This is a genomic window from [Chlorobium] sp. 445 (assembly GCA_002763895.1).
Taxonomy (GTDB): Bacteria; Bacteroidota; Chlorobiia; order Chlorobiales; family Thermochlorobacteraceae; genus Thermochlorobacter.
In genome coordinates this window covers 1-23814 of record NSLH01000017.1, presented here as the reverse complement: position 1 = coordinate 23814, position 23814 = coordinate 1, and the positions used below count along the sequence as shown (strand labels likewise).

Below are 23814 nucleotides of genomic sequence, written 5' to 3'. Positions count from 1 at the left end.
TCACTGCTGTGTGTAACTTACTGAGTTAAGGCAATTTTAACTCAAACCAATACTTATGCGACTTCTTACACGGTCAGACTTTGACGGTCTGGTCTGCGCGGTGCTGCTCAAACAAGTAGAGCCTATTGACTCGATTGAATTTTGTCATCCCAAGGATATGCAAGACGGCAAAATCAAAGTAACAAGTCAGGATATTGTAGCAAATCTGCCCTATCACCCTGATGCGGCAATGTGGTTCGATCACCACAGCAGTGAAGTGGTTCGCAATGAAGACCAGTATTTTAGAGGTCGGTATGATGTGGCGCCAAGTGCGGCGCGTGTGGTATTTGACTACTATACTGCACAAGGCAAGGGTGAAAAACTGGAACGCTTCAAGCCGTTGCTGGTAGAAGTCGATAAATCCGATGCTGCGCAACTTTCACCAGAAGATGTAACAAATCCCAAAGGCTGGATGCTTCTGTCTTACATTATGGATCCGCGAACAGGCTTAGGCAAGCAGCATGATTATGAAATCAGCAACAAGGAGTTGATGTACAAGCTCGTGGATTGGATAGCAACACATTCCGTCGAAGAAATCTTGGAAATGCCCGATGTGAAAGCACGCATCAAGCGATACCAAGAAAATGAACAAGCCTTCAAAGAAGCGTTGCTTAAGCATTCGCGTCAAGAAGCAAATGTGGTAATTACGGATTTTCGTGGTGTGCAAGCGCCGGTGGGCAATCGCTTCCTGATCTACACCCTGTTTCCAGAAGCAAATATTTCAGTGCTCATCATGGATGGCAAGCAAGGCGAGTTTGTCGCTGTAGCAGTCGGTCATAACATCTTTAATCGCACGTCCAAAACGGATGTTGGGGCTTTGATGGCAAGTTTTGGAGGCGGCGGTCACCGCGGCGCTGGTACTTGTCAATTGCCGCATGCTCAAGCCGATGAAAAAAATTGCGCAAATCATTGAGCGCATCAAGAAAGATGGATAACCCAAGTTATCCTGCTGCACGTTCTGGCAAGTGCAAAGCCTGTAGCGCGTGCTCAAAATGGCGCATGGTGATGAGCAATTTGCCCTGAGACTGATTCAAGACAAAATCACGGGCTGCAAGCATGGTGGCTTTACGGCAGATAAATTCAATGTCGGCTCCCGAGCAGCCTTCGGTTTTCAGCGAAAGTTCAATCGGCAAAAGTTCGGACTCAAGCGGTTTGTCTCTAAGATGAACCTTGAAGATAGCAAGTCGCGCGCTCTGGTCAGGCAGAGGTAACTGCAACTGCAATTCAAACCGTCCGCTGCGCAAAAGTGCGTTATCAATCAGTTCAATGCGATTCGTGGCAGCAAGCACGACCACACCACTGAGTTCCTCAATGCCATCCATCTCAGTAAGAAGTTGGCTAACGACGCGATCAGCAACCTCTGAATTGGCGCTACTGCGTCGCGGAGCAAGCGCATCGATTTCATCAAAGAAAATCATCGAAGGGGCAGCTTGCTTAGCAATTCTGAAAATGTTACGCACCGCACGTTCCGATTCACCGACATAGCGCGAGAGCAGTTCTGCACCTTTGACGGAGATGAAATTAACGCTGGTCTGTGAGGCAACAGCTTTTGCAAGCAGCGTTTTGCCTGTGCCAGGTGCGCCGTAGAGCAAAATGCCTTTGGGTGGCTTGATGCGAAGTTGATCATAGACTTCACGATAGCGCAGCGGAAATTCAATAGCCTCGATAAGTTCCTGCTTGATCGTCTCTAAGCCACCGACATCTTCCCAGCGTACATTTGGCACTTCTACGAAGACCTCGCGAATTGCGGAAGGCTCCACATCGCGCAACGCATCACGGAAGTTGTCCATGGTAACTTCTAGCGACATTAACGTCTCATATGGAATTTCAGCTTTATCTAAATCAATTGCAGGCAAGATGCGGCGGATAGCAGACATAGCCGCTTCACGTGCTAAGGCTTCCAAATCTGCACCGACAAAACCGTGTGTGAGTTCAGCTAATTTTTCAAGTGAGACATCCTCAGCAAGCGGCATGCCACGTGTGTGAATGCTGAGAATCTCCAATCGACCACGCTGGTCAGGAATCGGGATAGAAATTTCTCGGTCAAACGTCCGGGGCGACGCAGGGCAGGATCGAGTGCATTGGGCAAATTCGTTGCCCCAATCACAATCACTTGTCCGCGTCCAGACAAGCCATCCATCAGTGTGAGCAATTGGGCGACCACACGCTTTTCGACTTGCTTTTCGCTGCCAATATCTTCGCGCTTTGGTGCAATCGCATCAATTTCATCAATGAAGATAATTGCAGGCGCTTTGCGAGAGGCGTCTTCGAAAATGGCACGCAGACGCGCTTCCGATTCACCGTAGAGTTTGCCCATCACTTCTGGACCCGAGATGCTGGTAAAGTAAGCATCGGTTTCGTTGGCGACAGCGCGGGCAATGAGTGTCTTGCCACTGCCGGGTGGACCGAAGAGCAAAACGCCTTTTGGCGCACGAATGCCCAAGCGCTCGAACAGTTCAGGATAGCGCAGCGGCAGTTCAATCATCTCACGAATGCGCTGAATCTGATTGCCCAAACCGCCGATATCTTCATATGAAACACCCAGTGAAGGTTCTTTTGCAGCGTTCTCTTGTTCTAAGCGAATCTGTGTATTGGTAGTGATGAGGACAGCGCCTTCAGGCTGTGTAGCTAAGACACGAAATTCTGACGGCTTAATGCCGAAGAATACAGTTCTGATGCGATCGCCTTTCATCACAGGCGTGCCGTCAAGGAGTGAGGCAATGTAGCGCGCATCTTTATCGGTGCGCATCGGACCAGAGAGCGGTTGCAGGATGATGCGCGATGCAGGCACAACTGTGGCTTTCTCGACTTTGATTTTTTCATCAAGTCCAACCTGTGCGTTTTCACGCAGCACACCGTCAATTTGGATGATTTTTTTGCCCCGATCTTCAGCATAGCATGGCATGACTTTGGCAAGGGTCTGGCGTCTGCCAAGCAGCACAATAATATCGCCTCCAGAAATGCCGAGGCGTTTCATATCTTCAGGGTCAAGACGCGCAATGCTGCGTCCAACATCTTTAGCAAGACCTTCCTTGACTTTGAAGGCAACTTCTGATTCGGTGGTTTCCATAACAAAAAAAGTTGAACTGAATTTTGAGCAAATTTAATGTGTGCCCTCAAGAAATAGAGTAGTAAGGCACAAATTATTTTTATTATCTTCAAACGACACAAGCTATTCCTTCTTCATATTTTTTGAACAGTTAAGACACTGCAACAGGGCTCAAAAAACGAATATCTGATTGCTGTGGAACTGCTCTAATTGTAGAAAACTAAGTGACGAGAAAAGACCAGCAACTTAAGAACGCGTTAATCTGCGCCGCGTGCTATGACCCAACAGCAACTTGACAGACAAAAACTTGAAGAAGAACAAATAGAAGCTGAGATAGGCTTGCTGCGAGCATGGCAAAGCAACCTAAATGCGGCGCTACGACGCCAGCAAGAAAGCTTTGTACGCCTTACTTTGCAAAAGAAATACCTATTGACCTTCTCTTCTATTTTCCTTGCAGCACTCTCTTATATCATTTTTGAAATCTTTGCTTCTGAAAAAGAGGAATTGATTCGCCTCTCCGAAAAGAACTTTATGACAACCTTTCAGACAATGAACAGCATCGGGGCAGAGGCGCTCTCAACAGGCGATCAAGACAAACTTGTCTTGCGTGCATTTGTGCGAGAAGTCTTTAATTCTAAGTTAGATGGCTTAGAAGAAATTTTCTTTCTTGATGCGCAGCGTCAGTTTTATGTCTATCAAAATGTGCGTGGAGAAGAAATAAGTGATACTGCCGTAGCATCCGATAGCTTGTGGAATGCGCTGGAGTTGCAAGCAGATGAGAAAGTCAAGATTGGCAATAAAATCTACCTTACCAAGAAACTTTTCTACGAAGCAAACGGGCAGAACATCTTTGTGGGCTATAGTCGATTGCTCTTCACGATTGATCATATCAATGAACTCGTCGAGCGCAAACAGCGCCAAGTGCTCATTATCGGCTCAACAGGTTTTTTGGTCGCGCTTGTCATCTTAGGTATCGTTACAGCGCTCTTTGTAAAACGCGTGCAGATACTCAACAATGGAACAAAGCAAGTCAGCAAAGGTATCTTTGAGCCTCTGCCTGTGAAAGGCAATGATGAAATCAGCGAACTAACAGATTCGTTCAACAAAATGATGATTGCAGTAAAAGAGCGCTTGATGATGAGCCGGTATGTCTCACAGACAACACTTGGAATGATTCGCAAGGCAGGTGTAGATGATGCAGTGCAGGATGGACTCAAGGAAGAGATTTGTGTGCTCTTTTCTGATGTGCGCGGCTTTACAGCGTTTGCGGAAGTAAATGAACCGCAGTATGTCATAGCACGGCTAAATCGACTGCTGAATTTGCAAGTAGAAATTATCAAGCGTTACGGTGGTGACATTGACAAATTCGTGGGCGATGAAGTGATGGCTGTCTTTAGAGGCAGTGCCAAAGAGCAGCGTGCGGTAGCTGCGGCAGTTGCAATACAAGAAAAACTGCAGCCGATTTTCAAGGCAGAGGAAGCCTTCAGTAGGTTACGCATTGGTATCGGAATCAATTCAGGCGTAGCTGTAACAGGAAATATTGGGAGTGCGGAACGGATGGATTTTACGGCAATTGGCGATGTGGTCAATACGGCGGCGCGCCTCTGCAGCGTAGCAAAAGCTGATGAAATTCTCATCGCTGAAGAGGTAGCTAACCATTTGCCAAAAGGCAGTGTGATGCTCAGTGAACCCTTTACGCTCTTACTCAAAAATAAACTCTATGCTGTTACAATCTATCGCGTACTGTACGATGAAGTGTCTTAGAGCAGTGGTAATGATTATGCTTGGCACTTTCGCCATCGGCTGTGCATCCATCTCAAAGTGGGAGAGCCGATTTACAGAAGAAGAAAAAATTCAGATTATCTACAACCGTGCCCTAAGTACATTTGAGAAAGGCAAAGAAACCTTTGAGCATCGAACGCTCCAAAAAGCTAAAGCTGACTTTGAGTTTCTGCTTGAAAACTACAAGTATCAACCTGCAAAAGACAAGCTACTTGAAATCTCACAATTTTATCGTGAAACAAAGCAAATGCTACAAAGTGCAGTAGCAGATGCCAAAGCAAAAAATGATTTTCTTGCTCAAGTGGGCTTCTACCGCAAACTCCAACGCCTTGAGCCTGAAAACAGCGAAGCCAAAAAAGTTTCTGTCGAGTAACAATGCCGAGATTCAACAACATGTAGAACAAAATCTTTCAGCTGGTAGGAGCGCACTAGCAGCAAAAAACTTTCAGAAAGCCATAGTGGCGTTTAGCGCAGTGCTCAGTGCCTATCCAGAATCGCAAGAAGCGCAGCAGGGACTAGCTGAAGCCAATAGGGGATATGAAGAGGCTAAATTAGAAGCTGAAGAGGCAGCACGACGTGCTGCTGAAGAAGCCGCACGTCGTCGAGCACGTGCTGCACAACGTGAAAAAGAAGATAAAGAACAGCCACCGCAACTTTCCGCTGCAGAAAAAGAGCAACTCTATCAAACTGCCAGAGCCGCATTTGATAGAAAAGACTTTCTGAGTGCCTACAAAAACTTCATGGCAATTGGTGATGAAAACTACAAAGACACACGCATTTACTTGCAGCGCAGTTTAAGCAAAGTCAAAGCACTGAAGCTGGAAAATAAATCGCGAAAAATGCTCCAGCTTTTCTTTTCCGCGCACTTCCGTGGGCTGCAGCCCTATCGTAATAAGTTCAAGGTCATGAAATAACTCACAAGCTCGCTGTCTGAGAGCACGATGCTCGTCATACTTTGCGGCAAGCAGCGCATCCGTGCCTTTCTGCATCACAACTTGATTCAAAATCAAGCGCCGCACCGCAATGCCATACTGACGCAGTGACTGAACCAAACGCTGCGTTTCTGCAATCGCCATTTCTGCCGGAATCGTTACAGGCAAAAACTCACAGCGAGTGCTATTTTTCAAAGTGCTCTCAATGCGTTTGACCGCCTTTTTAAGAGAAAGCAAAAGGTCATCGCCAGCATCAGGCGTATAGTTGCCCTTGAATGTGGAGACAACAGTGCGGTATTTCCAGCGTAACTTCGCAAAAACTTTTACCCAATTGTCCAAAAGGTCAGGCATCATCAGCAAGCGTAAAGCGTGTCCAGTTGGTGCTGTATCAATGATGTATTTGTCGTAGTCACCTTGTTCAATCAGATCGATAATCGCTTTAAGACCCATCACTTCGTCCATGCCGGGCAAAGCAAGGTTCATCAGCATGTCAATATCTTCTTCATCGAAGTAAGTGCCTGTATCCATGATAAGGCGCAGTTCAGCATCGTGCTGAGCGATAAAATCCTTGAAGGCACGTTCAGCATTGAGTTCGTAAGCGTAGCAAGTTGCTGTGGCATCAATCTTCGTGATGCGGTCGCCAATCACTTGTGCAAAACTATCGGCAAGTGAGTGCGCAGGGTCAGTAGAGACCACAATTGTCTTAAATGACTTTGAGAGTGCAAGGGCAAGCGAAGCGGCAACGGTGGTTTTGCCAACACCACCTTTACCGCCAATGATAATTAGTTTGAGTTCAGGATCGCTCAGCTGCATGGCACGACCTCTCATTAGAGTTAAAAATCGTCAAAAACAATCTCGCGCGCATCGACGACACTGCCGTATTGACAAAGCAACTTGTTATGCACCGTGCCGTTTTCATCACGCACTCGAATAGGGCAGCCATAACAAATCCCAATCCCACAGCCCATAATCGATTCAATTGAGACTTCGCAAGCAAGACCGTTTGCGTTGCAAAATGTACAAAGTGCATCTAGCATGCGATTTGAGCCGCACCCAAAGATGCGCACCCGTTTGCCACTAAACGCTGAGAGCCGTGTCGAGAGCAGTGAAACCACATTACCTTTGTAGCCCAAGGAGCCGTCGTCTGTGGCTAACTTCTACATTAGAGAGATAGCGCGTAACAAGCTCTTCAGCTGTGCGAGCACCAACAAAATTGTAGACTTCTTTGCTGCGTGCACGTAAGGCTTCTTCAAGTAGCGCCATCGGAGCAACACCAATGCCGCCGGAGACCAGCAACGCGACATCAAAATCATCGCGTTCATAGCCGAAGGGCTTCCCAAGCGGTGCCAGTGTAAGCAGCCTTGTGCCCTTTTCGGCATCGTAGAGTTGGCGTGAGCCAATGCCAAAGACTTTGACCATAATTTCAATGCGTTCCCCATCAATGCGATGAATGCTAAATGGACGACGTAAGAGCGGTATAAGCGACTCACTGGTCTTGATTTCAAGAAATTGCCCAGCCTTGAGAACTGAAGCAAAATACGGTGCATGTAGCGAAAGGATGTTGAGGCTAGGGGTAAGGCGGAGATTCTCTACAACTTCTACGTATTCATCGCGCACAAGTGAGGCGCTAGGCATGTGATGCATCATAATTATTTGATGTTTGAAGTGTCGCGCAAAATAGTTCGTTTTGAGCGGGGGCGCAAAAGTGTTGTATCGTGTCTTTCTTTTCTTCGTGAGTAAGGCGATGCAAGTAACGAGTCTTTCTTGTCGGTTGATTTCGCGCGTGGCAGTGCAAGTGTCGTGTCTGGTTTCTTAATGTTCATAAAATCGGTGGTTATTGTGTCGTTGCTGCTCCTCACCTGTGATGAAAGTGAGTCAGGTTTTGTAGCTTTGGCTTGCTGCACAACCTCTAATTTTGCTTGAACGGAGCGTGCTTCTTCGGAGTTCGGAAAATTTTTTACCAAGGTAGAGTAAGCCGATATAGCAGAATCGGCTAAAGCCTGTTTTTCATAGATTAAGCCTTTGAGCAACAGCATTTTGGGATAGAGTGCAGAACGTGGAAAAACGTGCATCAAGGAATCCAAAGTGCGTAGCGCAAGTGTCTTTTCGCCATCTTCGAATTTGGAGAGAGCCAGTGCATAGAGACGCCGGTCATCAGCCGTCTCTTCCACAAGCGGTGGCAATCCAAAATATTCACGGATGCGTTCGGCATACTTGCTTTGGGGGAATTTCTCTAAGATAAGCTTGTAGAGCGAATCTTGCTGTGCACGTTGCGCTTCGGCGCGATAAACCTCGGCTAACGCGTAAAGAAGCGGTGCTTTTTGAGCAAGGAGTTTCTTCTGCAAGGAATCTGGAAAAGTGTGCAAACTGTCGTCAATATACGAAAGTGTGATATGGTACCACGCTTTTGCAGAATCCGCAATGGGTAAAATCATCTGATAGAAGTTGGCAATTTCAGCTGAATAATCGATGTAGTCGAGCTTATAGCGCAGGTAGGTGGCGCTATCGCGTGCCGCTGCAAAAGTGATTTTTGGGCGTTTGATGGTTGTGCGTACCTCTGCTGAATCACTAAAACTCTCAATGCCGCCAAGTTCAAGAAAAACGCTGCGGCGGTAGTCACGTCGAGTGCGCGGCATGGTGCGACGCTCACGCAGTGCCGTGGTATCAACACGCTTACGCTCCGTGCGTGTATCCCCCTTAACAATACCCAAGCGCAAGGTACTATCCAGAGCAGAGCGGCTTTCATAGAGTTTTAAGATTTTCTCCATGCGCTTTACGGATTCCTCAATGAGTTTGCCGACTTCACCTTGATTGAACTCAACTTTGGCACTGTCATAAAAACGCAAGTGCAGCAGCGTAGTCGCGTGAAATCTCTTGCTTGATAAGCCCCAAGCGCAAATAACTGCGCGCTGAAAATTCTGTCTTTTTATGCCGACGAATAATTTCGATATAAAGGTCTAACGCTTTACCTAAGCGGTCTTGTAGCTCATAACACTGTGCTAGTTCGTAACGCACTTCAGGAAATTTGTCAAGATATTTATCATCGCCCAAGATGCGAAGAAGAACGCGCTCTGCAGCTTCATACTCTTTTTGTTCGCGCAAGTCGAGCGCATAGCTAAGCAGTGCCGCATATTGAAGCTCAAAGTCGGGATTGAGCTTTAACACCGCTTGATAATAGGTTGCCGCACTCTTGAAATCTCCAAGCTGGTCATAGATGCGTGCGAGCACAAAGGCAGCCCGTGCTTTTTGCTCAATATCAACGGCAAGTGGCAAGCCAAGCTCAATTTGCTTAATGGCTTCTTGAAAAGCTTCATCACGTATGGCAAGTTCGGCAAGGGCAAAATGTGCATCAGCGCGCACCGCTGCACTCGTTCTCGGTGAAGCAATCACTGAACCTAAAATCTCTTTAGCTTGAAGGGTCTGTTGCTGCTGTGCAAGGCATCTGCCGTACCAAAACGTGGCAGCATCTAACACATCGCTGTCGGTGTAGTTTGAAATCACTTCCTTGAATTTGCGCTCTGCAGCAGCAAACTCACGTTGGTAGTAATACGCTCTACCCATCAAGAGCAAAGCATTGTCAGCAATTGAACTATTCGGGTGAGCTTTAATAACCAGGGCAGTTTTCTCAATGACGCGATCAAAGAACTGCTTGCCTTGCGCCGCATTTTCAAGTGAGACAAAAATCTGCAGGCGGGCATTGCGGTCATAGCTGACCGAGCCTTTCATGGCTTTCAAGCCTTTTTCATATTCAACTGTTGCGTTGTAATACGCATTGAAGTAAGCCGTAAACTCGTGATAAAGATTGGCGATTGGGCTTTTGTCGTCAGGACTGCATGCGCTGAATGAAAACGTGAGTAGCAGGAAAACAAACGGTTTCCAAAAGACTTTGTGCGCCGCAAATTGCCTCACGCTAGAGCAAGTTGAGTTAAAACTCCATAATCGAATTTTTCTGTAAATCAGAAAAGGCGCACATTTTTCCCATGTGTTAGCGAACCAAAGGGGCAGAGGGCGGCGTGAGCACCGCAGCGTGGAGCGTTTCTTGTAGCGTTTGCGCATGGCATAGCGCTTACGATAGCGAACACGATAACGCGCTTCTCGACTATCGTCAGAAAGGTCGCGCAGGGAATAGCTAACCGTCTGAAAGACATCAAACGTGGTTGGAATCATCACGACACTGCCTTTTGGTACAGACCAGCTTTTGAGCTCGTTGAATTGCTTTAAGGCATCAGCAGAAACGTGATATTGTTTAGCAAGTGTCATCAAAGATTCTTCGCGCTGGGCTTTGTGCGCAATAAAATAGAGTCGCTCGCTAATAGGAATATTCTCAATTGCAGCGGCAACAGTTGCAGCATATCCTTTTGGCACTTTGAGCTTGTAGCCGCGGTAAGCAGGTGGCGTGATAGCTTTGAAGAGCTCTGGATTCAAAAATTGAAGTGTATCGAGCAAAAACGCCTGAATATTCAGCAATGGTGGAGAGTGCGATGCAGTCGGGCACGGAGACTTCATCGTATTCAATCGGCTTAGCATAATACATCGGCTCAAAGCCGAACCGTTCTGGATTCAGCGCAATAAGTGTCGCTGCAATATAGCGTGGTACATACTGCTGGGTTTCACGGCGAAAGTATTTGCGTAGCGACCAAAAATCACGTTTCTGAGGAGATTTGCGTAAGGCTTTATTGACTCGCCCAGGACCAGCATTGTAGGCTGCAAGTGCTAGATACCAATCGCCATAGATTTGGTAAAGATCTTTAAGATGCCGCATGGCACTGCGCGTGGATTTGATAAGGTCGCGCCGTTCATCAAACCACTTATTGCCTTCCAAACCATAGAGCCGACCTGTGCTTTTGACAAACTGCCAAGTGCCAATCGCATTAGCGCGGCTACGTGCATGCGGATTTACACCGCTCTCCACAATAGAAAGATAAATCAGTTCAGGTGGTGCACCTTCTTCGGCAATGACGCGCTCCATTGTCGGGAAGTAAAGTGCCGCTCGCTCTAAATAGCGCTGAAAAATCTCTTTCATCTTTGGGGACTTTGAGAAGTATGTAATGAATTTTTTGACCTCCGCGTTAATCTCGAGCGGAATTTGCGTTTTGGGCAAAAGCAGTCCAGAAAAAAGTTGCTCATCAATCTCAATGTGTTCGGCATTGCCAAGCAGTCGCTCCCGAAGTGCAAGTGCAGGATTATCAGTATCTAACTGCGAAAGCGGAAAAACATGTTCATCGTAAAGTTGTAACAAACGAAAAGCCATCCAGCTAAAATTAAAATCACGCTCCAACTCTTCGTACTCTATCAGTTCAGCGATAAGTTCAATGGCTTCAGTAAGTGTGGTAACAATCTCTTCGTTTTTTTCTTGATGTTGTTTTTCGGCAAGTTCCGCAAGCAGTTTGACACGTGCCAGCTTCAACGACTTTGTCTTGCGCTGTTCTTTTTCTTCAGCTCGAGCAAGCGCACTGACTTGCTTCTGGCGTGCCAGGGCGTTTGCACGGCTCAGTGAATCAAGGTAAGCGATTTTCTCGGCATCAACAGGTACAAGTTCCAAATCAGTCTCCTCTGGTGGAGCAAGTTTCAGAGTGACGCTTGGGGTAGCGCATCCTACCAAAAGTAGGATCAAGAATAAACTAAAAGTGGCTTGAAACAACGCAATAGGACGTTTCATCAAACGGTCAAATGGTTTTTGTAGATTGTTGAAATTTAAAACTGCTCTGAATATAATTGCTTATTGCCAAAAACTTGAAAATACAAAGAATTTTTTTGTGTCGAATCTCTGTCGGAATGCATCAGGGCGACAAAAGACTGCAGATAAAAACTAAGATAATTATATTGATGGACACAAAAAATCTATCGCAAAACAACCTAAACGGATGTCGAAAAAAACTTGATGCGAAGCTTAGGCTTCATCGTCTCTTTCATTTTGTTTTTTGCCTCCACACTTTATGCTGAAAAATCCATAGATGAACGCATCAATGAAGCTGTAGCACCGCTGACGGATGCCGTCTCAAGTGTCGTGTTTTATGCGGTTCCGATGGGTGAAGTGAATTTGCCACTCATCATTGTTTGGCTAATTAGCGGTGCTGCTATCTTCACGTTCTACATGGGATTCATCAACATTCGTGGTTTCAAACATGCCATTGAACTGGTGCGTGGTGATTATGACAATCCAACGCAGAAAGGTGAGGTCTCGCACTTTCAGGCACTTGCAGCGGCGCTGTCAGGGACAGTTGGGCTGGGCAACATTGCAGGCGTAGCTATTGCTGTGTCCATAGGTGGTGCAGGTGCAACATTTTGGATGATTTTAGCGGGGTTGCTGGGGATGTCCTCTAAGTTTGTCGAGTGCACGCTGGGCGTCAAGTATCGCACTATCAACGACGATGGTAGTGTGTCGGGCGGTCCGATGTACTACCTAAGCAAAGCGCTTGCTGTGCGCAATCAAGCAGCGGTCGGGAAGTTTTTGGGGACGTTCTTTGCGCTCATGTGTGTCGGCGGTTCATTGGGTGCAGGCAATATGTTCCAAGTCAATCAAGCCTTCAAGCAATTTGTAGTCATCACGGGCGAATCAGAAAGTGTTTTACTCGGTTATGGATGGCTCTTTGGCTTGATAACAGCCGTGCTGGTCGGACTGGTGATTATTGGGGGTATCAAATCTATTGTGCGCGTGACGGATAAAATCGTACCAATCATGTGTGGAATCTACATACTAGCAACACTTGTGGTCTTGATAGTGCATATTGCTGATGTGCCACGGGCGTTATGGCTAATTATCTCGGGGGCGTTTGCGCCAGAGTCCGTAGCAGGAGGCGTCTTAGGTACAATGATTCAAGGCGTGCGTCGTGCTGCGTTTTCCAATGAAGCTGGCATCGGGTCAGCAGCCATTGCACATTCAACAGTCAAAACCGATGAGCCAATTACGGAAGGGATTGTGGCGCTCTTAGAACCATTTATCGACACAGTAGTTGTCTGTACTTGTACCGCACTGGTGATTGTAGTTACAGGATTCAATGCGCCAAGTGATATGAACGGTGTGGCACTGACTTCCGCTGCATTTGCAAGCGTGCTATCATGGTTTCCGTATCTGCTCGCACTGATTGTCTTCCTCTTTGCTTTCTCTACCATGCTCTCATGGAGTTACTACGGCTTAAAAGCCTGGACATACCTCTTTGGTGAAAAGAAAGCAACAAGCCTGACCTTCAAAATTCTCTTTTGTGTCTTTATTGTTATCGGCTCCACGATGAGTCTGGACAAGGTAACAGACTTTTCCGACGCAATGATTTTTGCAATGAGTTTCCCCAATATCATTGGGCTGTATATTCTTGCGCCAGAAGTTAAACGCGATTTAGAGTCTTATCTGGCGCGTCTAAAGAGCGGAGAAATTAGGCGCTTCAAGTAAAGCAAGGTCGCAACGGCATTACTCTGATGAGACAAATTTCAGACCGATGATAGAAGCAATAAGCGTTAGGAGAAAAAACAGCCGCCAGAAATCTGACGATTCTTTGAAGAAGACAATGCCGATAAGCGCAGTACCTGCAGCACCAACGCCCGTCCAAACCGCATAACTTGTACCAAGCGGCAGGGTTTGTGCAGCTTTGCTAAGAAAAACAAAGCTCAGTGTTGCACAGATAAGAAAACCTGCGGTCCAGCGCCAGTCGGAGAAATTATTGGAGAGTTTCATACAAGTGGTAAAGCCGACTTCAAACAAGCCTGCGACAATAAGAATAAGCCAAGCCATATGCGTGATATGCGATGAAGTTTTTGTTTAAGTGTCTGTTTTAGGTTTTAGTGGTTTCAAAAACTTTCGGTACAACTCAGCTTGCTAAAAAATCACCATGCGCTAACGTCTTGAGCGTCGAGTTCGTTTCCAGAAAGAAAGACAGCAGGGTGAGTGCAAGAATAATTCAGCAACACAAATTTTACATGTAAAAGCCAAATTTTTGTTTATCTTCAGTCTCACCAAGTTAAAAATGTTATGCTGCAGAACGACTCACAATCTTCGGAGCCCAAAGTTACGCCCGTGTTCCAAACCAATCCACCAGCTGTGGATAATACGCCTGTTTTCCGTGCCGAATCTGATAAGGTAAAGCACACTAATCGCCTGTCGAACAAAGTAATTTTGAGTGTCAAGGACTTCAAGTTCTTCTACGGCAGTAGTGTCAAGGCTGCACTTCATGGTATCACGATGGAGGTCAAGCGCGGCGAGGTTGTGGCACTGATTGGTCCATCAGGCTGCGGCAAATCTACGCTGCTTAAATCCATCAATCGCATTCATGAAGTCTCATATCCAGCGCGTATAGAGGGCAAAATTTTCTTTGAGGGTGAGGATATCTATGCACCACAAGTTGATGTAAATATGTTGAGGCGTCGTATCGGGATGGTGTTTCAAAAGCCAAACCCGTTCCCTAAATCAATCTATGAAAATGTTGCCTTTGGCTTACGGCTTATTGGGGGCTACACAAAGTCGCAAATCGATGAGATTGTCGAGCGATCGCTTAAGCAAGCTGCGCTTTGGGATGAAGTCAAAGATCGGTTGCAAAGCAATGCAATGGGGCTCTCTGGAGGACAGCAGCAGCGTCTGTGTATCGCACGTGCATTAGCAACTGAGCCCGAAATTCTTCTCATGGATGAGCCCTGCTCTGCCTTAGACCCTATCTCCACGCAAAGAGTTGAAGATTTGATTGACATGTTGAAAGGTCAGTATACCTTTGTGATTGTAACGCACAACATGCAACAAGCTGCCCGTGTGAGTGACCGTACCGCGTTTATGATGCAAGGTGAATTGATCGAGTATGACTCGACCGAAAAAATCTTCACGAAACCTGAACAAAAAATTACCGAAGACTACATTTTAGGTCGCTTCGGATAAGAAGTCACGCAATAGCGTAAGATTCCTGTACCCACAACTAACGCGCATGAGCTTGCAATCATGCAGCTTTAGTGCAGATCTGTATTTTAAAAAAATAACCTTATCGACTATGAACAGCACCACGCCGATTTACGACAAAGTGGCCGATAGACTTGCTTTGCACTTAGGTGAGCTCTCCGAAATTTCCTATTCAGCGCTACAACTCTTGCCATTCCCTGCACTGTTCAAGAATCTCTTTTTTGTCGAACTGCGCCGTGAAGCGCGCGAAGAATTGCGCCGATTTAAATCCGAAAAATTTCTCTTTGGTCATAGTTCGCTAGAAGCCTTGCGTAATGCGCTGGCAGATAATGCTGCAAAATTGTCCGTCCTGACACGTGAAGATTGCCTAAAGCTACTAAGACGCACCGCACGTTTGACTGCAGAATATCTTGTACGTCCACAGCATTTTCTTGGAAAGTATCTCTACGCAGAGAGTTATGAACTCAAAGTTGAGGCGCTCAGCGCAATGTTAGAGCCATTTGTGGAATATGCCTATCTCTCCGAAGTGCTGCGTAAGTACCTTGCAAAAAAGCAAATCGAGTCGCTACCAGAAGAGCGCTTCGAAAAACTCATTAGTGAGATTGACAAAAAAGTATGTGCAACATACTCTCCAGCAGAATGGGCGCATCTCTTGGAGCCGCTCTGCGATTTCTACTTTCTGGGCGGCGAAGCAAAAGTGCCTATCAGCGAGCTGCAGCTTTTCCTAAGAGAAAAAGATGCCTTAGCCCCACTGAGCCTGTTGACCCAACTGCGTGAGCATGGCATTGATGCAATTGCAAAAGATGATATGATTTGGCTCTTTGAAGGCGACATTACACCGCTGCTGCGCAAGCGCAAGACCATCAAAGTCTCACCTGAATTTGAAGAAACCTTGATGTCGCATCTCTCGCGCAATCTCTTAGATGAAAATCTGCTCAATGCGATACAGATCGATGACACAGAGACGCAAAACGTCTCAGAAAGCACGCCGCAAACTCTCGCTGACGCTACACTCCCAAAGTCGGGCACGCATCTACAAAGCTTAGCCTTGCTCAAAGAGACCGCAGAAACAAATCCGCCAGCTGTACCTGCACCAACGCTATCAGCAGACCCAGCATCAAAAGAGGGTGCTTTGCCGGCGCCGCCTACACAAGACCCCGTGCCAGCACCTATTGCGGCAAAAGCAGAAAGTGCTCCAACACCAGCAGAGTTTGCAGCGCTGCCTAGTAAGGTGATAGCGCCAACAGACAGTGCAAAACTGCAAAGCCCACCAAGCCTGCAACAAGAGCAGCACCAGCCTGTTAAACAAACGAGCTCACAAATTCAAGTGTCGCCAGAGAGCAGCACTAAGAGCAGCCCTGAAAGTCTAAAGGAAAGTCCAAAAGAGAGCTCGAAATCCATTCATCGAGCGCAGGGCGCACTGCTGCCTGTGAAAGTGGTGCCGCCACCAAGCACGAAAAGTGAACTCAAAGATTTGCGCATGATGATTACCCTGAGCGACCGCAAGAAAATCATCAAGCGCGTCTTCAAAGGCAGTGAAGAAAATTATGAAAAAGCTATTGCGGCGCTCAATCAAAAACAAACTTGGCGCGAAGCCTCGCTCTATCTCGACCAAGAAGTGTTTCGTCGTTACGACGTTGATGAATATTCTATGGAAGCTGTGAAGCTTACTGATACAGTCTTTGACCGACATTTCAACAAAACCCTAAATTCCTCACAGTCATGACTCCAAAGCGACTACGTCTAATAAACTTTCTCTCTTACGGTGAAGAGCCTTGCGAACTGCACTTTGACCAATTCCATGTAGCTTGTATTGTAGGAAAAAATGGTGCAGGTAAGTCAAGTTTATTAGAATCTATTGCATGGTGTATCTGGGGCGAAAGCCCTCGTGGCAGAAATAGAGACGTAATTCGACAGGGTGCAGAACAAGCAAGAGTAGAATTGGAGTTTGAAAAAGATGAAGAACTCTACCGAATTGTGCGCACTGCAAGACGCTCAGGAAATACTGCACAACAAAGCGTAGAATTTTTTTGCTGGAATGCTGAACGAGAACAATTCATGCCGCTAAGTGGAAATAATATTAGAGAAACCAGTGAGAAAATCTTGCGCGTTGTCGGCGTGTCTTACGATACCTTTATCAACTCTGTGTTTTTACTGCAGGGGCGTTCAAATGAATTTACGGTGCAAAGTCCCACAAAGCGCAAAGAAATTCTTGCGGAAATTCTGCAGATTGAGCGTTATGCAAAAATAGCAGAGGCTGCAAAAGAGAGACGCAAAAAATTTGAGCAAAAAGATGAACAACTGACACCGTACCTTGAACTATTAGGGCGTGAACTTGAAGAGGAGCCAAAAGTAAGACAAGACTTTGATGCTGCACAGGCACGCTTATCAGAACTTATGCAGCAAAAAGCAAAACTGGATGATGAACTTGCACAGTGTGAAAAAGAACTTGAAGAGATCAAACAAAAAGAAATTGATTTAGCCACTGAAAGCTCACATTTACGCTATATCGAGACTCAGGCAGAGGAGCGCCAGAAGCAAATCGAAGAGCAGGAACGAGAAAAAAGCATACTAACTGAAGAGCTCTCCAAGCGCGAGCAGGTTGAACAAGATGTAAAAGAATATGAACGACTCAAAGCTGAATTAAATGCTCTCGAGGGTGTGGCTGAGCACTATCGCAGACTCAGAGAGAAACTCCGAGACACGCAAAGTCAGATTCAGCTTGCGCGTCAAAACCTCGAGCAAGAGATAAAAAGCGAGTGGCAGCGCCTCGAGATGTTGAGAAAAGAGGAAGCGCGATACCAAAACGAAATCAATCGTAAGCACGAAGCACAAACAGAACTTGCGCAACTTCGAGAAAAGCTCAACACTTTGCAAGGTATGATTGCTGATTTGCCTAAGCTACGCAGCGATGCAGAAAATCTTGCTAAAGAAAGCGGTACAATTGCTGCCAAAGTGCAGAGCTGTAAGCAACAGATGAGCGAGATTGAAGAAAAAGGTAAAGCATTCAAAGAACTCAAGGAAACGAACTGCCCTGTTTGTCATTCAGAGCTGACCCCAGAGCGACGAGAAAAAGTGCTGACAGATTACCGTGAACAGTACCGCACACTCAAAACTGAAAGTGACATGCTAAATCAGCGAGCGCGTGAGATTGAGCTCAAAATTGCAGACATAAGGAAAGCTATCGCTGAGAGAGAAAAAAATGAGAAAGATGCAAAAGAGATTGGAAACAAAATTGCACGTGCTACAAGTGTGTTAGAAAATTTTGAGCACTCCGAGGAAAATCTGCGGCAAACGTGTCAGATGCTGGCAGAATCAGATCAGAAAATAAAAGTGCTTCGCGAACAATTGCAGTCGGAAAGTTTTGCTACAGAACTCAAGCAGCAAGAGACCAGTCTGCAAAATGAACTCAGTGCGCTGGGCTATAATGCAGAGCAGCATGCTGCACTACGAAAGCAATTGGAGAAATTAGCCAAAGTACCTGTAGAGCTCGAGAAAATCAAAACTGCCGCACAAAATTTGGAGAAATGCACCAAAAAAATTGTTGAGCTCAGAGATGAACTAGAGCAACTCAAGAGTAAAAAAGATAAGGTGCAAAAAAAAGTAGAAGACTTGAGAAAAGAAGTGGAAGCACTCAAAATCTCAGAGAAAAAGAAAGTTAAAACTGCAAGAAAGTCTCAACGACTGCAATAAAGAGATAACAGACAAAACAGTGAAAGTAAATTCTCTACAAGAGCGTCTGAACGAGCTTGAAAAGAGGCGGGAAGAACTCGAGCAAAAAAAGCGCGAAAAAAGTGCAAATGCAGAAGAGATAGAGCTTTACAAATACATAGAAGAAGTCTGTGGCGTAAGAGGTATTCAAAGCGTCTTGATTGAAGAAGCTGTGCCCCTTATTGAGCAAGAAGCAAATCGCATTTTGCAGAACCTAACTAACAATCATCTTGCGTTGAACATTGAAACAAGACGCCAGCAGCAAAACGAGAAAGTTGTGGAGTCTCTGGATATTTATATCAGTGACGCAAGCGGAGCAGTGCGCGATTACAACACATTTTCAGGCGGAGAAAGATTTCGTATGGATTTTGCTTTACGTGTAGCCATCTGCAAACTTCTGACAGCGCAGCATGGTTTCGGTCCTAAAATGCTTGTGATTGACGAAGGGTTCGGCTCACAAGATAAGGAGGGCTTAGATGCTATGCTTGAAGCGATTAATGTTGTCAAAGACGACTTCGAGAAAGTGTTCATCGTTACCCATCTGGATAAACTGCATGAACAATTTGAGACTAAAATTTTTGTTAGCAAAGATGCTGCCAGCGGCTCTCGCTTTGAGGTGGAATTCAACTAATGCGGTGTCTTGAAGCATGAAGCCAACTGTGGCGATAATCGGTCGCCCAAATGTCGGCAAATCGACGCTCTTCAACCGCATTATAGGGAAAAGGCATGCGATTGTCGATGATCAGCCGGGCGTTACACGTGATCGTAATGTGCTTGATGCAGACTGGTGTGGGCGAACCTTTCTTTTGGTGGATACAGGTGGCTATACCAAAGAAGAAGATGCAATCAGCCGTGCAGTGCTTTCACAAGCAATGTTGGCAATAGAAGAAGCTGATGCGATTATCTTCGTATGCGATGTGCGCGCTGGAATCACCGATGTTGATGTCGAAGTTGCCGACCTGTTGCGCAAAAAAGCTGCCCAGAAGAAAGTCTATCTTGCTGTAAACAAAGTCGATAGCGATGTGCTGCGTGCCGATGCGGAAGCATTCCGAAAGTTAGGCTTAGGCGAGCCATATTTTATTGCTGGTGAGCAAGGGCTCGGGGTCGCAGAACTTTTAGACGATATCGTAAAGTCTTTTCCATCACTGCCTGAAAAGGAGCAAAGTCAATTTAGCGTGGTGAAGTTAGCGGTGGTGGGGCGCCCAAACGTAGGTAAGTCAAGTTTTGTCAATGCGGTGTTAGGCGAAGAGCGCCAGATTGTAACGCAGATTGCCGGTACAACGCGTGATTCTATTGACAGCGCGTTCAAACGAAATGGACAAGACTTTATCTTGATTGATACAGCAGGACTGCGCAAACGTGCCAAGGTAGAAGAAGACGTAGAATTTTTTAGTACCACGCGCACAGAGAAAGCCTTAGAACGCGCTGATGTGGCAATTGTGATAATCGATGCCACACAAGGCATTGAAAAGCAAGACCTGCGTATTATCAACATGGCGTTGGAGCGCAAGTGTGGGGCGCTAATTGCTATCAACAAATGGGATTTGATTGAAAAAGACGCAAAAACCGCAGAGGTGTTTAGAGACGCTGTCGCCGCAGAGTTAAAGTCGCTGTCTTATTTGCCCGTCCTTACGGTTTCAGCAGTAACGAAGCAGCGTGTCTTCAAAGCCATTGACCTTGCAAAGGAAATTTGGGAAGCACGTCGCACACGCATTGAGACAAGTCTCCTGAACCGCATGCTGCTGCCAGAAATTCAGCGCTCACCACCATGGTCAAAATCTGGTAAGGAAATCAAAGTCAAATACATTACACAACTTGCAGTTGAGCCGCCACTCTTTGCTTTTTATGCAGGCAATGCGAAGCTAGTGCCAGAAAGTTACAGAAAGTTTGTTGAGCGCCTCATCAGAGAAAAGTTCGGCTTCAGAGGGGTGCCGATTGAGGTGCAATTCAGACAGAAGTGAAGTGGCGAAACATGATGACAGGCACGAGAGCAAAGTAAAAACCGATAAAAAGCAATTTGAAGTGAAAGGAAAAAAGCCCATGCAGATAGACATGGGCATCTTGAGACTTGCAGCATCAGTGATGTCTGACACGCAAAAACAAACTGCTGCAACTCAAAGCATGGCGGATGCGACCTTAATTCTCACTAAAAAAACTTTCTCTGACAAGTTCTTTTGGCACACGGTAGCGTGGCTTGAGTGATGGTGTAGTCTTTTTCGGCGGTGTAGGCTCTACACTCGGCTTTTTCTCCTCTAATTCTGTTTTGATGACAATAGGTTTACCTTCCGCAGCATCAATAGCACGAGAACCATCAAAGAACAAGGCTTGCGCTAAACCAAAGAATCCGCCCAAGAAGCCAGCATAGACAATTGCGTAGAAGGCGCGCTCGGGTTCGCCAATTGTATTGCCGTAGATAGCATCAAGGACGATGGAAGCAATTGGCGTGCAGATAACTTTTGTAAGTCCGCCAGCAAGTGCACCTGAGGCAGTACCTGCAAACCCATAGAGGAGAATACTACCAAATACATCGCCGAGATGCCGAGTGAGTATGCGTGTAGTCCAGAAGCAGAGTGTACCAAAAAGCATCCCAAAGGTTGCGCCATAAATTGCACCTTGCCAGTGAAATGAAAAAATAAGACAGAAAAACGCACAGAGCCCACTAAACAGTGTAGCATTAAAGACTGACTCTTTCAAGAGTTCAGACTTTGCAACGGTGGCAGAAGTACTCTGAGAGCGTGATGAAGTGCGGTAGCAGGAGTGCTGTTGTGTGGAGTTGTCTAATCTCTCTTTCATAAAAATAGGTCCGTTTTATATGTCCGTTTTTTTGCATTGGTCGATTTGGACGATTTAACAAGAGAAGTGCACGAATCGTTGCAAAGTAGAAGAAAATTTATTCTGAGGGTCTATAAACAACTTCAACCGCGTCAAGATAAGTCTGCAAGCGAGAGATAAGCGGAGGAAGCGCGTCGAGGTAATTCATTTTAAGTGCATCGCACATGGCGCGCCCGATGAGGCTAATTTCCTCAAAGCCATAGCCTGCACCTGTGCCTGCAAGGTTGTGGGCAATAGAATAGACTTCAGTAAGCATGCCATTTTGTACGGCATGAGTAAGTTTTGCGACATCCGCGCGTCGGTTTTCTAAAAACAGGGGCACAATGTCTTGCAACTCCGCATCAACATGCACGGTGATTTTCTTCATATCCTGAGCAATACGCATAAATCGTTTTAAGCAAGGCGTCTTTTTTGACAGGTTTCGTCAGGTATGCATCGCAACCTGCTTTGAGCGCGCGATCTTTTTCCTCTTGCAGCGCAAAGGCAGAAAGAGCAATAATCGGCGTCTTCATTTTTTGATGCTGCATTTCCCACTTGCGCATAGCAGCTGTGGCAGCGTAACCATCAAGATCGGGCATTTGCAAATCCATCAGTACAAGATCAAATTGCTGTTCTTGGAAAAGTTTGAGAGCCGTACGCCCATTTTCCGCCATATGGAGTTCAAATGGCAATTTTCTGAAGAAAGCTTTGATTAAAAGTTGATTGTCGTGCCCATCATCGACGACCAAAATTTTAAGCGGCTTTGGCGTAGGTAAAACAGTGTTTATTGAAGATAATGCTGAAGAAGACATGGTGTTTTGGGTCTGATAAGCAGAAAGAATTTTTTGAAGTATCAAGTCAAATTCATTGAACTGAGTGGCATGCAAGAGATAGACATTTGGAAACCGCTCTAAACGCAGGATGTCGCTTTGTCGACGAGCATTGTAAAAAACGATAGTAGTATGCGATGCTATCGCAGTCAGCGTATCACATATTGCGCAGAGTTCTTTCTCAGGTAAATGAGAGTTGACAAGAATGGCGGCGCAAGTTTGACCTTGAGACATAAGAGTTTGCAGCGTCTGCAGCACTTCGTCAGAGGTATTGACAAAAACGGCGTGCAGCCCTTTGTGGCTGAAATAAGTGTGTAACAAGTTCCGACTGGTACGGTCGCTATCTGCAAAAAGAAAGAATTTATCTTCAAGTGCTTGCGCGACACTTTCCTGTTTGTTAGGAAGGCGAAAGGTAAGGTGCACACAAAGACAACGGCTGTGATTCGGTTTGATTTCTGTCCAGAGTGTGCCGCCCATTGAATCGACAAGTTGCTTACAAATCGCTAATCCAAGTCCAGCGCTACCATGCTGAAGCAGACGAGATGAATCAGCTTGCGCGAAGTGATCAGAAATGATGCCGAATTTTTGCTCTGCAATACCAATCGTGCTGTCTGCTATCTCAAAGCGTAGTGTTGCGCTGTCGGATTGAGTAGCCTCTAACGCTACGCAAAGTTCAAGATTGCCTTGCTTAGTGGATTTAATAACATGCTCGAGCAAATAGTGTAGCGCTTGCTGAACACGTTTGGCATCGCCAAGAAGAAGATCGGGCACATTGGGCTCAAGTCGCATGTGCAAGTCGAGGCCTTTTCCTTTGGCTTTTGCCGACGCCATTTCTGTGAGTGATTTCAAAGTGCAGAAAAGAGAAAAGGTAGATGCCTGAATCTCGAGCGGGTTTGGCTCGATTTTAGAGAGTTCAATGAGGTCGTTCAAGAGTTTAAGCAGTGAAGTGCCAGCGTGGCGGAAAGTTTCAATATAGTGAAGTTGTTCGGGCAAAAGCGGTGTCTCAAGCAAAAGCTCACTCATGCCTAGCATGATATTCATTGGTGTGCGAATCTCATGGCTAATGCTGGCAAGAAAGATGGATTGAGCAAGCGAAGCATCGAGCGCTAATGTATGCGAAGGGAGTGCATCAGAGGGTGAGCGCAGGTGCAGCCTTTCTGCACGTTTGCGCTGAGCGTAATCGCCAAGCGAGTCTATAACAGCACGCACTAAAGGTGAAGTAGACAGCGTGTTGCGATGCGTGGCAGTGCCACAAAGTAGCAGGCACCCTAAAATGTCTTGCTCATGGCAAAAAGGAATGTAGAGCATGAAAGCCTGTTCCTCGAACGCTTCCACGGTCTCTCTTTTGCTAAGACGTTGGCTTAGCTCCGAACTAAGTGTAGAAGGAAGACAAGCGGCAGGCAGCGAAGCAGACCTCTTTTGCGTGCTGCCAACACGATGAAAAGCCACTGAGCTATCGGAATGAGGCGAAGCATCGTAGATTGAGACCGCATTAAGGGAAAGCCTCTCAGCAAGTTTCTCTGACACATCGTTCAAGCAGCCCTCACTGTCTTTAAGCAAAGCACGCTGAATGAAGATAAGCGAATGTAAATCAGACTCGTGCATGTTCATCGTGTATCTTCTTTTGAAAGAATATGTGCACGCAAATTTTCACTGAAGCAGAGTTATTGGCACGGTATGCGGCAGCGCTGTTGCAAGTCTGCTTGAAGCCGGACTTGAAGCAAAGGATGGCCAATGAGTAAGTGCACAACTCAGATCAATTTTTACCTTACAAGCTAACTTCTT

At 46.2% G+C, this 23814-nt stretch carries 18 protein-coding genes and 2 pseudogenes; 9 read left to right on the top strand and 11 right to left on the bottom strand.

What is annotated here, in order from left to right:
* Positions 1-55: 55 nt before the first annotated feature.
* Positions 56-974 (top strand): annotated as a pseudogene (locus CMR00_08085) (exopolyphosphatase).
* 6 nt (positions 975-980) lie between these two features.
* Here the strand turns inward: CMR00_08085 and CMR00_08080 are convergent.
* A pseudogene (locus tag CMR00_08080) lies at positions 981-3109 on the bottom strand (AAA family ATPase).
* Between the two features lie 255 nt (positions 3110-3364).
* Between CMR00_08080 and CMR00_08075 the strand changes: the two are divergent.
* Both CMR00_08075 and CMR00_08070 read left to right on the top strand, forming a co-directional pair.
* Complete coding sequence (locus CMR00_08075) at positions 3365-4852, top strand: hypothetical protein (GenBank protein ID PIO47832.1); 1488 nt, start codon at positions 3365-3367, stop codon at positions 4850-4852.
* A complete protein-coding gene (locus CMR00_08070) occupies positions 4839-5243 on the top strand; it encodes a hypothetical protein (protein PIO47831.1) in 405 nt (134 codons plus the stop codon). The genes CMR00_08075 and CMR00_08070 overlap by 14 nt, the downstream gene beginning before the upstream one ends.
* A gap of 421 nt (positions 5244-5664) precedes the next feature.
* On the opposite strand, the gene CMR00_08065 is transcribed toward CMR00_08070, so the two are convergent.
* Genes CMR00_08065 through CMR00_08040 form a run of 6 tightly spaced genes read right to left on the bottom strand, consistent with a single transcriptional unit; the run spans position 5665 to position 11461 of the window.
* Entirely contained in the window at positions 5665-6615 is a 951-nt protein-coding gene (locus CMR00_08065; GenBank protein ID PIO47865.1) for an ATPase, read from the bottom strand.
* Positions 6616-6635: 20 nt separating this feature from the next.
* Complete coding sequence (locus CMR00_08060) at positions 6636-6917, bottom strand: hypothetical protein (GenBank protein PIO47830.1); 282 nt, start codon at positions 6915-6917, stop codon at positions 6636-6638.
* A 1-nt stretch (position 6918) separates the two neighbouring features.
* Positions 6919-7449: a hypothetical protein gene (locus tag CMR00_08055; protein ID PIO47829.1), complete on the bottom strand. Its 531-nt coding sequence runs from the start codon at positions 7447-7449 to the stop codon at positions 6919-6921.
* Positions 7450-7451: 2 nt separating this feature from the next.
* Complete coding sequence (locus tag CMR00_08050; protein ID PIO47828.1) at positions 7452-8648, bottom strand: hypothetical protein; 1197 nt, start codon at positions 8646-8648, stop codon at positions 7452-7454.
* Positions 8635-10329, bottom strand: coding sequence for a hypothetical protein (locus tag CMR00_08045; GenBank protein PIO47827.1), 1695 nt, complete (start codon positions 10327-10329; stop codon positions 8635-8637). The genes CMR00_08050 and CMR00_08045 overlap by 14 nt, the downstream gene beginning before the upstream one ends.
* On the bottom strand, positions 10127-11461 hold the full coding sequence (locus tag CMR00_08040; GenBank protein PIO47826.1) for a hypothetical protein: 1335 nt from the start codon (positions 11459-11461) through the stop codon (positions 10127-10129). Before CMR00_08040 ends, CMR00_08045 begins: the two co-directional genes overlap by 203 nt.
* 222 nt (positions 11462-11683) lie before the next feature.
* Here CMR00_08040 and CMR00_08035 point away from each other — a divergent pair, with 222 nt between their 5' ends.
* Positions 11684-13189 (top strand): alanine glycine permease, encoded by a 1506-nt coding sequence (locus tag CMR00_08035; GenBank protein ID PIO47825.1) that lies wholly within the window; start codon positions 11684-11686, stop codon positions 13187-13189.
* An 18-nt stretch (positions 13190-13207) separates the two neighbouring features.
* Here the strand turns inward: CMR00_08035 and CMR00_08030 are convergent, their stop codons facing one another.
* Complete coding sequence (locus CMR00_08030; GenBank protein ID PIO47824.1) at positions 13208-13528, bottom strand: QacE family quaternary ammonium compound efflux SMR transporter; 321 nt, start codon at positions 13526-13528, stop codon at positions 13208-13210.
* Positions 13529-13765: 237 nt separating this feature from the next.
* Between CMR00_08030 and pstB the strand changes: the two genes are divergently transcribed.
* The 5 genes from pstB to CMR00_08005 all read left to right on the top strand — a co-directional run bounded on the left by pstB (position 13766) and on the right by CMR00_08005 (position 20349).
* The gene (gene pstB, locus CMR00_08025; GenBank protein ID PIO47823.1) at positions 13766-14659 is read left to right on the top strand and encodes a phosphate ABC transporter ATP-binding protein; all 894 of its coding nucleotides are present in this window, start codon (positions 13766-13768) and stop codon (positions 14657-14659) included.
* A gap of 109 nt (positions 14660-14768) precedes the next feature.
* Positions 14769-16403, top strand: coding sequence for a hypothetical protein (locus CMR00_08020; GenBank protein ID PIO47822.1), 1635 nt, complete (start codon positions 14769-14771; stop codon positions 16401-16403).
* Complete coding sequence (locus CMR00_08015) at positions 16400-18370, top strand: hypothetical protein (GenBank protein ID PIO47821.1); 1971 nt, start codon at positions 16400-16402, stop codon at positions 18368-18370. The genes CMR00_08020 and CMR00_08015 overlap by 4 nt, the downstream gene beginning before the upstream one ends.
* Positions 18342-19019: a hypothetical protein gene (locus tag CMR00_08010; GenBank protein PIO47820.1), complete on the top strand. Its 678-nt coding sequence runs from the start codon at positions 18342-18344 to the stop codon at positions 19017-19019. Before CMR00_08015 ends, CMR00_08010 begins: the two co-directional genes overlap by 29 nt.
* Before the next feature lie 16 nt (positions 19020-19035).
* A complete protein-coding gene (locus CMR00_08005) occupies positions 19036-20349 on the top strand; it encodes a ribosome biogenesis GTPase Der (GenBank protein ID PIO47819.1) in 1314 nt (437 codons plus the stop codon).
* A 175-nt stretch (positions 20350-20524) separates the two neighbouring features.
* Here CMR00_08005 and CMR00_08000 read toward each other — a convergent pair whose 3' ends face one another.
* The 3 genes from CMR00_08000 to CMR00_07990 all read right to left on the bottom strand — a co-directional run bounded on the left by CMR00_08000 (position 20525) and on the right by CMR00_07990 (position 23640).
* Positions 20525-21181: a hypothetical protein gene (locus CMR00_08000; protein PIO47818.1), complete on the bottom strand. Its 657-nt coding sequence runs from the start codon at positions 21179-21181 to the stop codon at positions 20525-20527.
* 97 nt (positions 21182-21278) lie between these two features.
* Positions 21279-21605, bottom strand: a complete 327-nt coding sequence (locus CMR00_07995; GenBank protein ID PIO47817.1) for a histidine phosphotransferase — start codon at positions 21603-21605, stop codon at positions 21279-21281.
* Entirely contained in the window at positions 21562-23640 is a 2079-nt protein-coding gene (locus CMR00_07990) for a hypothetical protein (protein PIO47816.1), read from the bottom strand. The genes CMR00_07995 and CMR00_07990 overlap by 44 nt, the downstream gene beginning before the upstream one ends.
* Positions 23641-23814 lie beyond the last annotated feature (174 nt).